This is a genomic window from Chryseobacterium sp. 22543 (assembly GCF_052044565.1).
Classification (GTDB): domain Bacteria; phylum Bacteroidota; class Bacteroidia; order Flavobacteriales; family Weeksellaceae; genus Chryseobacterium.
Genome location: NZ_JBQENH010000004.1, coordinates 239,529 through 251,655, shown reverse-complemented (window position 1 = coordinate 251,655; position 12,127 = coordinate 239,529). Strand labels below are relative to the sequence as shown.

Below are 12,127 nucleotides of genomic sequence, written 5' to 3'. Positions count from 1 at the left end.
TTAGAATAGTTTTAATTAAGATTAAAATAGAGAATTATTATCAAGATTTTCGAAATAAGTGTCAATTTCGAGATCGGAAGAATTGGCTGCTGCAACCGCTAATTTGTCGCAAAGTTCGTTTTCAAAGTGTCCTGCATGGCCTTTTACCCAATGCATTTTAGGGGTGTGTTTATTGTATAGCTCAACAAATTTTTTCCAGAGGTCGGGGTTTTTTACATTCTTCCAGCCTCGCTTGATCCATCCGGCAATCCAGTTTTGGTTGATTGCATCAGATACATATTTACTGTCAGTATATACATGGATCTCATTTTCTGTAGATTTCAGCTTTTCCAATGCAGTGATGACTGCCAGAAGTTCCATTCTGTTATTGGTGGTTTTCCGAAACCCTTTGGAAAATGTTTTCTGATAATTTTTTTCAGGAACGCGCATGAGAATTCCATATCCGCCTTTTCCCGGATTTCCGCTGCAAGCTCCGTCGGTATAAATTTCGATTCTCAAATCTGTTTTTTAAAAAATTGAATTATGGATTGTGAATTTAAACTGAATTAGGTTTAAGCCTTCACTTAAAAAGGAAAATCGTCATCATCATCAAAGTCATTCATTGATGAGCCGGAAAGTTTTGAGCTGTCCGGAAGGTCAAATGCTGCCCCTGGCTGAATAGTCGTTTTGATCTTGTCAAAGCCGCTTGGTTCTCCAAAGTTGGAAGGATATCCTCCTCCGGCTCCATCCATTGCTGCTTCGATATCACCAAATTTTGCAAAATGTTTTAAGAAAGATAGTCGGACGTCTGCCGTAGCACCATTCCTGTGCTTTGCTATAATCAGTTCGGCCTGGTTTTCAGTAGAAGTTTCCTGTCCTTCTTCATCATTATCCCAAACGGTAATTTTATAATATTCCGGTCTGAAGATGAAAGATACAATATCGGCATCCTGCTCAATCGCTCCGGATTCCCTAAGGTCAGAAAGCTGAGGTCTTTTCCCCGGACGCGCTTCCACACTTCTTGAAAGCTGGGAAAGAGCAATCACCGGAACGTTAAGTTCTTTTGCAATCGCTTTTAATGAACGTGAAATCATGGAGATCTCCTGTTCACGGTTTCCAACTCCTTTTCCACCGCTGCTTCCTGCTGTCATCAGCTGAAGGTAGTCGACCATGATAATTCTTACACCATGCTGCATGACAAGTCTTCGGCATTTTGCACGGAAGTCGAATATGGAAAGGGAAGGGGTTTCGTCAATATATAAAGGAGCATTTTCCAACTCAGATACATTGGAGAATAGTCTCTGCCATTCTTCATCATCCAGAGTTCCTTTTCTTAATTTCTCAGAAGAAATTCTTGTTTCGGAAGCAATCATTCTGGTGATCAGCTGTACTGATGCCATCTCGAGAGAGAAAAGAGCCATAGGAACTTTGTGTCCTACTGCAATATTTCTTGCCATGGAAAGAAGGAATGCCGTTTTTCCCATCGCGGGACGTGCAGCAATAATGATAAGGTCAGAATTCTGCCACCCACCGGTTTCCTTATCTACGTCTCGGAATCCTGAAGGAACCCCTGAAAGACCTTCTTTATCTTTTAAAGATTTAATAGTGTCAATAGCCTGTTTTACTAACGAATTGGCAGTATCGAATCCCTTTTTGATCGTTCCGTTGGTAATCTCAAAGAAAGACTGTTCAGCTTTATCCAGAAGTTCAAAAACGTCGGTTGACTCTTTGTATGAGGAATCAATGACATTGGCAGAAACATTGATAAGGCTTCTTAAAATATATTTTTCAAGAATCACACGTACATGGTATTCAATATGGGCAGATGAACTTACTCCCATTGTCAGGTCAATAATGTAGTGATCACCACCTGCCTGGCTTAGCTTATCTTCTTTTTTTAATTCCTGAATAATGGTCATTAAGTCTACCGGATGGTTGCCTTCATAAAGCTTTAAGATGATAGAAAAGATGACCTGATGTCTCGGATCATAGAATACTTCTGAAGTAAGAAGGTCAATAGAATGGTCAAGCCCTTTTTTGTCAATCAAAAAAGTTCCGATAACAAGTCTTTCGAAATCCACTGCATTGGGAGGCATTTTTCCATCCGCAATAGACAATTCTTTTGCAAAGTTTCCGTGTGTCAGGGATGATAATGTTTCTTTCTGCGCCATGGTGCAAAGATAGTTTATTTAAAAAATAATAAAAAAATAGTATTCAACAAATTATTAGCAGTCTTTCGGAAAATGCTGTAAACAGGAGGTTGATCTTGTTGATAAAAAAAATCACCTCAGTCTGAGGTGATTTTTTCAAAAAGATTAAGTATCGTTTATTCTTTATTTTTTACCAATACCCATCCTGAATATTTGGTTTCTGTATTGTCTTTATTGTTTTCGTTCCATGAGATCGTGTACCAGTAAGTTCCTGTCAGGATTTTCTTACCGAAAGCAGTTCCGTCCCAAGTGAAATTTCTCATTTTGTTGGCTTCATGAAGTTTGTTTCCATATCTGTCATACACAACGAAGATAAGATTTTTCTTGTACGCCAGTGCAGAGTAATCAATCACATCATTTACGTTGTCTCCGTTTGGAGTGATAGCGTTAATAAGGTTAGGAACAGTAACCGTTACCTGAACAGGAGTACAATTATAAGTGTCTTTTACATACACTGTATTTTCACCTCTTGGAAGTCCTGTGAATGTATTAGAATCCTGCCAGTTGATACCATCTACTGAGAATTTATATGGAGGAACTCCACCTGTAGCAGTAACGGTGATGTTATTATTTGATATTTCTATCCCAGAAATCACCGGCTGAAGGCTTGCATGTACACGTACTTCCTGAAGCGTGAAGCATTTTCCAGTCTGAAGTTTTACAAAGTAAACTCCTACGCCTACGTTATTGATAGATTGTGAAGTTTCTCCGGTGCTCCATTCGTAGCTGTCGAATCCAGGTCCTGCATCCAAAGTGGTTTTGGCTTCCGCACAAATCGTTTTATCTTTTAATACCGCTGATTTTACCGGAGGTAATACTACCAGTTCTATTTTAGCAATTGAATAACATTGTTTATCATTGTCTACTCTTACATATACCGTTTTGCTTTCTGAAAGATAATTAAATGGCATTGTAATAGGATTGGTCTGGGCTTTTGCATCAGCTACCGATGTATAATACTTGATGATAGTTCCTGTAGGGGTTGGTACAGGTACTCCGATATCTGCTTTGGAAAGATCAAATGTTGAACGGGTAACATCATTATCAATATAACAATTTTGAAGTACTGCATCTTTTAATACCACTGTAGGGTAGAATAATAGTCTGATGGTAGTGGTTGCTTTACACCCGAAAGTAGAAATTACTTTTGCGTATATAGTTGCTTCCGGAGAGATATAGTTGGCAGGATCCGTAATTTCGTTGATTTCCGCATTCATATCATCAACCGTAGTATAATACTTAATAGTTGCTCCGCTTCCGCCGAATATATTGGCTGTTGTCAAATTATATTTAGCAGTACCGGCTCCATTGTTATTACAAGAATATAGAGTGGCTGTATTGGCTGAGATGCCTACATTCACAAACTTAAATTTCCCGGTTATAAAACATCCGTTGATAGGATTGGTTGGGTTGTTCGGGTCTTTATATACTACTCTGTAATAGTAGGTTGTTGTTCCATCTACAGTTGCTATGGTAAGAGGGTTTTCTCCTGTAAGGGCATCGTTGGTAGTTTTATGATAAGTAACCTTGAAATTAGGGCTGTTACCGTTTACAATAGCAGCAGAAAGTGTTGTAAAGTCAAACTGGCTAGGTAATGCACAAACCATTACCTGGTTAGGATCGTTAGGAGTAGCTCCTGGAATTCCCGGAGGAATGAATGGGTTAGGTGAAAGAACAGGATCATTAAATGCAGAACTTAAGCTCGCAGTACCTGACCATTCCATAGAAAAACCATTAACGGATCTACTGAAGTTATCAATGACTAAATAATAGGTTTGTCCTACTAATACATCCATATAAGGACTCCATTTACCATTGTTCATACTGGCTGTAGTGCCAGGAGGATTGGTAGGGAATACTGCAGGTGGAGCAAGAGTAAGATCCAGACCTGTATCTCCCGGAGTACCGCTATAGTTACATCTTATAGGCTGTATGAAGACATGATCTGCATTCTGTAAAGAAGCACAGCCGTTTGCTGTTGGTCCATAAACTGCAAAATCATAATCATCACCTTGATCGTTTGGCTTTATTTTAAATGCAAGTGTACCTGATGTAGATACAGTGAAAGTGTACCAAACGGTATATCTTTCATTGGTGCTAAGGCATCCTCCGTTTGCATTAAGAATTTCTATAATATTTCCAGGTCCTGAAGGAGTGTAAGAAATATCAGAGTTACCACAGATGGGAATTGCCGTGATACAATCTGACTGTGAGTAGACTATTTGTGTTATCAATAAAATAAAAAGAAGTAGTATTTTTTTCATTGTTGAAACGATTTTTGTTAAACAAAATTGGGATCAATTAATTTTATCATGATTTGTTAAAAGAAAAAGCCGCCAAAGCGGCTTTCTCGTATTGTATTAGTTTTATTCTCTGTTTTTTACAACAATCCAACCTGAAAACTTAAATGGAGTATTCTTCTTGTCATTCTCATTCCATGTTACAGAATACCAGTATGTACCTGTCGGAATCTTCTTCCCTGCAATGGTTCCGTCCCATTTGTATCCATTGGATTTATCTCCCTGGTGGATTTTTGTTCCGTATCTGTCAAAGATACTCAATACAAGGTTTTGTTTGTCTGCAATTGCAGAATAATCTACAACATCGTTCACACCATCTCCGTTCGGTGTAATCATATTGATCAGGTTAGGAACCACTATTGTAACTTCAATAGGCTCACAGTCATAAGCATCTTTTACATATACTTTATAGGTGCCTCTTGCCACATTAGAGAATGTATTGGAGGTCTGCCATATGATTTTATCCATAGAATACTGATAATCCGGAGTTCCTCCTATAACATTGATCGTTAATGTAGTGTTAGAAACATCAATATTTGTTACAACCGGCTGATCAGCAGGATATACTGTTACTGTTTGAGTAGTGATACATTCCCCTGTTTTTAATTTTACCCAGTAGATTCCTACTCCTACATCTTTTATAGACTGAGTTGTAGCTCCCGTGCTCCACTCATAGCTTTTGAATCCAGGCCCGGCATCTAAAGTTGTTGTGTCTTCTATACAGATGATTTTGTCTTTCAGAACACTGGATGTTACCGGAGGGATAACTGTTAAACCGATTTTTACAACTACAAAACATCCTCTGGTATCAGATACTCTTACGTATACCAAACCGTTTGGTGCAATATAATTAGCATTTAAAATCTCGTTGGTTGCATCTATTGCATCTGTAAGTGAAGGGAAGTATTTTTTCGTGATACCTGCCTGTGGCGTGATTACAGCGGCGTTATCAAGGTTGAATAAAGCTGTAGAAGGATTTGCTTCAATAAAGCATGATCTTAATTCTGCATCTTTTGCAATGATTGCCGGATAGAACTTAAGGGTAATTTCTGCAATATCGGTACATCCGAATACAGAAGTTACTTTTACATATATTTTACCCTCTGCCGAAACAAACTGATAGATATTGGTGATCTCATTAATTGAGTTATTCAGATCATATAAAGTATAATAATATTTTTTTGTAGCCGTAGGATCTGCAAAAACAGCTGCTGTTGTAAGGTCATAAGTTGCCGTACCCGCATTGTTGTTGTTACAGCTTGTTAAAGTAACGCTTGTTGCCTTGATGGTACCATCTTTAAATTTAAATTTACCAGTCTGTCTACATTTATTAATAGGACTGTCCGGATTAGTAGGATCGGTATAGTTGATACTATAGAAATAAACACCTACAGGAGTAACTGTTTGAGGGCCAATAAGAGGATTGTTACCTGTTAATGCATCATTTTGGCTTGTATGATAGCTAATACTGAAGTTCGGGTTACCGTTCAGAATTCCTGCTGTTAATGAAGAGAAATCAAAAGTTGCAGGATTTGCACACACCACTACTTCTCTAGGGTCTGTAGGGCTTGCTCCTGGAATTCCTGGTGGAATGAACGGATGAGGCTGTATATTCGGATCTGTAAATGGAGAAGATAAAGTAGCTGTCCCACCCCATGATAATTTGAATCCGTTAGCGGTCTCTCTGTGGTTATTTACAATTAAATAGTACGTCTGGCCAGGTAATACATCAAGGTATTTCACCCATTTATCTCCTGAAGCATCCTCACTAAGGTCTGTAGCCGTCATGTTAAGGCCTGTGTTTCCACTTGTTCCGGAATAAGAACAGCGGATTGGCGTTCCAAGGCTGCCACATGATTTGTTAGGACCATATACCCCGAAGTCATAGTCATCACTCTGATCATTAGGAATGATTTCGAAAGTTAAGGTTCCGGCTGTAGCTACCGTAAACGAGTACCATACAGAGTACTTTTCATCGGAAGATAAACATCCGCCAAGGTCTTCTGCAATGTCTCCGTGCCCGCCCGGAGTATAGGAAATATCCGAGTTTCCGCAGACTGCCATTGCAGTAGGACAGTCAGACTGGGCAAATAAAAGATGTGAAAATATAATTGAGAAAACAAGTAATGCTTTTTTCATAAGAGATGATTTTAAAAACAAATAGTAAAATTGTTTAATTACTAAAAAAATGCGGTGCTTTATCGGATACAAAAATGTTTCTGCGAACTATTAAAGTCTTGTGTATCAAAATAAAAACTGACCGCCCAATTTACTCAGGAGATCATGCATTTTCTTACTGTTAATTTGTTCCGATCAGCTGTCTTCCCCAGTTTGGTGAACCGGATGAAGCGTTTGATGTTTCGAATTCTTTGACTGCTTTTTGATAAAATTTGATAGCTTCTGTCTTATTGCCTTGCTTTTCAGCCATTTCAGCTTTTAAGAAAGAAAGTCTTGGATTGTTCTTTACAGTTGTTTCCGCTTTTGTCATAAAGCTTGTAGCGGTCTTTAGTTCCTTTTGAGGATCTGCAGCTGTTTTTATCCTGATTTTCTGAAAATGGATAAGACCAAGAAGAATATTTACTTCTCCATTATTCTTCTCAGAAGCAAGAGCCTGCATAGCCAGTTTTCTTGCAGTTTCGTTAGTTTCTCCAAGAGGACTGTTCGGGCTGTTCTTTAAAAGGAAATTTGTTTTAAGATACAATGCTGCAGCGGCATAATAATTCGCCTGCCATTTTTCTGAAGTTTTAGCCTCTGAAAACTTAGAAAAAAGAGTATCATAGTCGTTTTCTGTTTTTGCATTATTCAGCTGCAAAACAGATTGCTGTAAGGTTTGATCTGAAAAAAATTGGGCATTCATCAGCGAACCTGTGACGAAAAAACTCAAAATTAGTAAAAGTTTATACATAGGGGGATATTTTATAGAGCAAATATAAAAAATTATTAACGTTAAATTAAAGATTTTGAGATATATTTAAAGAAAGTAATATATTGATTTTTAATATTGTATTTTATTTTTTAAGTGAAATTATATAGAGATCGCAAAGATTTTAATGATTTCACTGAATATTTGGGATTTAATCCTTTGAATGATTTTGAAAAAGCACCTATAAAAGTAAAATCAGAATAGAAAACGTTCTATTCTGATTTTAAGTATTTCGGATTACGGTTTTTACCGTATAAGTTTTGAAATGAATTGATAAATAATAGGTTAATATTGCATTTTTCTTAGTTTAGGATTGGTGCTTCCCACAAGTAAAGCAACAAGAACAGTCATGCATCCTCCAAATACTACAGAGCGTACAACCCCCAGTAATTTAGCCATAACACCACTTTCAAACTGTCCCATTTCATTGCTGGACATAATGAAGATTGAATTTACACTGAGAACACGTCCTCTTATATGGTCTGGTGTCTTTAACTGTACAATGGTACCCCGGATGACCACAGAAATTCCATCAAGCATTCCACTCATCACAAGGAACATGAAAGACAGCCAATACAATTTGGATAAACCAAACCCAATAATACAAAGCCCGAATCCGGTGACAACAACAAGTAGTATTTTCCCCTGATTTTTTCGAAGAGGAACAATGGATAAAATAGTAATGATACACATTGAACCGATATCAGATGCTGCATTCAACAATCCGAAACCTTCAGCCCCTGAATTTAAAATATCAGTAGCAAATACCGGGATCATGGCCACTGCACCCCCAAAAAGTACAGCAAACATATCAAGACACAGTGCTCCCAGAATCTCTTTGGTTTTAAAAATATAAGAAATTCCTTCACGCATACTCTCCACCACATTTACAGTTTCCTTTTTGTACTTCGAATACTGTTTGTGAAGTTGCCAGAAAAACAGTGAAGCAACAAATATTAATGCTAAAATAGCAACCAACGTCCATTTTACGCCTATAAAGCCAATAAGAATACCACCTACCGCATGTCCACACACAGAAGATATAAGGAAAGTAGCCTGGTTCAGAGTAACAGCGTTGGGAAGGTTTTCTTTCTTTACAATTTTAGGAATCATGGAAGGTACAATAGGACCTATGAACGCTCTTGCTATTCCGGTAAAAAAGATGACTCCATAAATATAATAGGTAATCTGATGACCTGTGAAATGCATCTCCACATCAAAAAAGGCAGGAATCAGCAGCAGCCCGATCAGGAAAATATATGTATAATTACAGATGAGAAGCAGTCTCTTTTTCTCATTCATATCAATAACGTGCCCGGCATACAGCGCACAGCTTACAGCAGGAATTACCTCCGATAGCCCGATAAGACCTATTGAAAAAGGATCTTTTGTTAATTGATATACCCACCATCCTAATAAAGTGGCCAGCATTCTGAAAGCTAAAACAATAAAAAATCTCCCGGTAAGAAGATTTCTGAACTCAACATTTTGTAATGTTTGTAACGGGGTAAAGGAAATCATGAACAAAAATAGCCCTAAAAATCTATTTAGGACTATTCATATGTTGATTTTTAAAAGATATATTAAATATATCCTGAAAGATAAAATCTATTTTAGTCTGCTCTTGAAGAACTGATTACGATGGCAGCAACACCCGCAGCCCCAATAATAGTAGCTCCGGCAGCAATTCTTGCCTTTCTTCTGTCTTTTACAGCCGCTACATTTGATTTCGGGATCACTACTTCTGTACTGTCTTTTTTACCCGCTGTACCTACAAGATTGTCACCAACAACGTTTCTGAATAAGATGGTTTGTTTAGGAGAACCGTCTCTCATAGTTACTTTGTATACCTTTCCGGCTTCAAGATTAGAGTAATTGTTTTTTGAAATATCTTCGCTGTATTTTGTAGTAGCACAAGATGTAATAACAAATAAAGATGTTAGTAAAGACGATTTCAACAGTACAGATGCTTTCATTATTTTCTTTTAGTTTTTCAAATTTATAATTTTTTTTGAATATACGTTTTTGGAATTGAAAAAATATGATTAATTTTTGTAAATTTCTAAGAGATCTGCAATGTTTCTGTCATTAGCCAATCTCGGAGTCTTATTTTGGCCACCCAGTTTCCCCTGAGATTTGGCATATTCCTGAAAGGCATTCTTTTTTAAGGTGGTGATATGCAGCTTCTGTAAAATATTCCCGGAAATAAGATCATCATAATACGTATTTCTTGCCCTCAATTGCAAATCTAGTTCATCTCTGAATGTATCTAAATTCTCCGGTTCCTTTTCAAATTCGATCAGCCATTCATGATAAGGAAGTCCTTCGCCAGGATTTACCTGTGGGGCAAGATGGAATTCTGTAATCTGTGCCGGATGTTTTTCAAGAGTAGCTTTCATCGCTTCTTCAACTTCAAAAGCAATCACGTGTTCCCCAAATGCCGAAGTGAAATGTTTGGTCCTGCCACTTACTAGAACTCTGTAAGGATCTTTGCTGATAAACCGCACAACATCTCCGATAGAATACGCCCAAAGTCCGGAATTCGTTGTAAGAATTAAGGCATAATCTTTATGAAGTTCAATTTCTTTTAATGTTAATCTTCTTGCTCCCGGCTTACCATATTCTTCCAAAGGAATAAATTCATAGAAAATTCCATGATGGGTCAATAGCAGAAGACCTTCTTTTGTGTAATCATCCTGAAAAGCAAAAAAGCCTTCAGAAGCAGGAAATGTCTGAATAATATCTACTTTTCCACCCAGCAGATCTTCCATTTTATCGCGGTATGGTTCGTAATTGACCCCTCCTGTAACGATAAGCTGCAGGTTTGGGAAAAGCTGTTTGATTTTTTTGCCGTGTCTTTCTGTTAACTTTTCAAAATACATGATCAGCCATGGCGGAATTCCTGAGATCAGGGTCATGTTTTCATGTTCCGTTTCTTCAATGATTTTATCTACTTTGGCTTCCCAGTCTTCCATGATATTGGTTTCCCAGCTTGGCAGACGGTTTTTTTGCAGATAATTAGGAATATGGTGCGCTACAATACCGGATAATCTTCCTGTTTTTATTCCAAAAACTTCCTCCAGTTCAGGACTTCCCTGCAGAAAAATCATTTTTCCGTTCACAAAGTCGGCATTATTCTTTTTACTGATGTAATGAAATAAGGCACTTTGTGCACCGGCAATCTGAAGCGGCATTCCTTCTTTGGAAATAGGAATATATTTTGATCCGGAAGTTGTTCCCGAAGTTTTAGCAAAATATTCAGGAGTTTCTGTCCATAAAATATTGGACTGTCCTTTTTTTACCCGTTCTATATAAGGTTTAAGATCTTCATAATCTGCTACAGGAACTCTGTCTTGAAAATCTTTCACCGAATGGATGTTTTCAAAATCATGTTCCCGGCCAAAAAGTGTTTTTTGAGCCGTACTGACTAGAGAAAGTAATAAGTCCTCCTGGTTTTTCTCTGCATTTTTTTTGAATTCCTCCGCTTTTTGAACATGTTTCTTTGCCCAGATCAGCGCTGCATTTTTCTTGAAGAAGTTTAACATGGGTCAAATTTATAAATAAGTAGAGAATATGGAGTCATTTTTTACGAAGCTTCACATAAAAAAACCGATAGAACTAGTTCCACCGGCTTTTCGAAATTTGATTATGAAAATAACAACTATATGTTAATGTTATGCTTATTTGTTCACCTTATACCTTTTATCAGGAGTACCATCTTTTTTCAGGTGCTTGTTTTCTTTATATCTCTTATCAGGAGTACCGTCTTTTTTCATTTTGGCAGCCGGTTGTGAAGGCTTCGCAGCTTTTGCATCCATTGCTGGTTTTGCAGCTTTTACTTCTGCAGGTTTAGCGGCTTTCACTGTAGTTTTTACAGGTTGATGAGGCTGAGCGCTGGTAGCGGGAGCAGTCTGCTGAGCAGTTGCAAGTCCTAATCCAAGGATCAATGACATTGCAGATAATAGTTTTTTCATAAGAATATTATTGTTTGTTTTTGTTGAATAAAGATATACAAAAAGCAGGCTAGAAAATTTGGATTTTCAACCTTAACTAAAGTTTATTACTGCTTAAAAAAAAATTAAAACAATTCATTTACAATAGAAAAGCCTGTCTTCAGATGAAAACAGGCTTGCAATAATATATAAATAGACAGGAGGTTAGCGCGTACAGTTGGCTGTCCACGTTTTACCGTCCTTTGCGTATAGGATTTTTAACGTATTGTTGTCAATTCTGATATAAGAGGTTGCTGTAGAACCAATCATAACAAGAGTGTGATCTCCTTCCTGATTAAACTCTATTCCGTTAAGATCCGGAATGCTGTTTGAGAAACCGAAATTATACTTGGTACCGCTGGCAATCTTCGTTACAAAAACACTTCCGTTATCTGTGCTTACATTAGTAGATCCGCCATCGTTATAAGAAATACTTCCTTTGTATGTTCCCGCAAAGAACTCATTGTTTACCGGATCATCATCCTTGCTGCACGACGAAAACGATAATGCTGTGAATACCAGCATCATCATAACTCCTAAAATTTTAATTGCTTTTTTCATAATACTTAAATGTTTGGTTAGACTTAAAAGCCCAAACACTATGCCATGAGGGAATAATTGGTTTTTTTTAACGGGTTATTAAATAAATTTGTAAAAAATTAAGATTTATTAGGCTAAGTCATTCATTTTAAATCCGAAAGTCAGCTGGTTTTTTAATGAAAG

Annotated in this window: 10 protein-coding genes; all 10 read right to left on the bottom strand. The window is 37.4% G+C overall.

The window, feature by feature from the left end:
* Nucleotides 1-21: 21 nt before the first annotated feature.
* The 10 genes from rnhA to ACTJIP_RS15530 all read right to left on the bottom strand — a co-directional run bounded on the left by rnhA (nt 22) and on the right by ACTJIP_RS15530 (nt 11,965).
* Entirely contained in the window at nt 22-498 is a 477-nt protein-coding gene (gene rnhA, locus ACTJIP_RS15575) for a ribonuclease HI (RefSeq protein ID WP_077413479.1), read from the bottom strand.
* A 65-nt stretch (nt 499-563) separates the two neighbouring features.
* Nucleotides 564-2,150, bottom strand: a complete 1,587-nt coding sequence (gene dnaB, locus ACTJIP_RS15570; RefSeq protein WP_047380329.1) for a replicative DNA helicase — start codon at nt 2,148-2,150, stop codon at nt 564-566.
* A 155-nt stretch (nt 2,151-2,305) separates the two neighbouring features.
* The gene (locus ACTJIP_RS15565) at nt 2,306-4,453 is read right to left on the bottom strand and encodes a T9SS type B sorting domain-containing protein (protein ID WP_440704819.1); all 2,148 of its coding nucleotides are present in this window, start codon (nt 4,451-4,453) and stop codon (nt 2,306-2,308) included.
* Between the two features lie 102 nt (nt 4,454-4,555).
* Nucleotides 4,556-6,628 (bottom strand): T9SS type B sorting domain-containing protein, encoded by a 2,073-nt coding sequence (locus ACTJIP_RS15560; RefSeq protein WP_440704818.1) that lies wholly within the window; start codon nt 6,626-6,628, stop codon nt 4,556-4,558.
* A gap of 160 nt (nt 6,629-6,788) precedes the next feature.
* Nucleotides 6,789-7,394 carry a tetratricopeptide repeat protein gene (locus ACTJIP_RS15555; RefSeq protein WP_139348453.1) on the bottom strand — a complete coding sequence of 202 codons (606 nt, stop codon included), beginning with the start codon at nt 7,392-7,394 and terminating at the stop codon, nt 6,789-6,791.
* A 303-nt stretch (nt 7,395-7,697) separates the two neighbouring features.
* On the bottom strand, nt 7,698-8,933 hold the full coding sequence (locus tag ACTJIP_RS15550; RefSeq protein ID WP_180564990.1) for an MFS transporter: 1,236 nt from the start codon (nt 8,931-8,933) through the stop codon (nt 7,698-7,700).
* 92 nt (nt 8,934-9,025) lie between these two features.
* A complete protein-coding gene (locus ACTJIP_RS15545; RefSeq protein WP_047380343.1) occupies nt 9,026-9,388 on the bottom strand; it encodes a hypothetical protein in 363 nt (120 codons plus the stop codon).
* A 69-nt stretch (nt 9,389-9,457) separates the two neighbouring features.
* Nucleotides 9,458-10,957: a GH3 auxin-responsive promoter family protein gene (locus ACTJIP_RS15540; RefSeq protein WP_440704817.1), complete on the bottom strand. Its 1,500-nt coding sequence runs from the start codon at nt 10,955-10,957 to the stop codon at nt 9,458-9,460.
* 135 nt (nt 10,958-11,092) lie between these two features.
* Nucleotides 11,093-11,386: a hypothetical protein gene (locus ACTJIP_RS15535; protein ID WP_077413486.1), complete on the bottom strand. Its 294-nt coding sequence runs from the start codon at nt 11,384-11,386 to the stop codon at nt 11,093-11,095.
* A gap of 183 nt (nt 11,387-11,569) precedes the next feature.
* Nucleotides 11,570-11,965, bottom strand: coding sequence for a hypothetical protein (locus ACTJIP_RS15530; RefSeq protein ID WP_077413487.1), 396 nt, complete (start codon nt 11,963-11,965; stop codon nt 11,570-11,572).
* Nucleotides 11,966-12,127 lie beyond the last annotated feature (162 nt).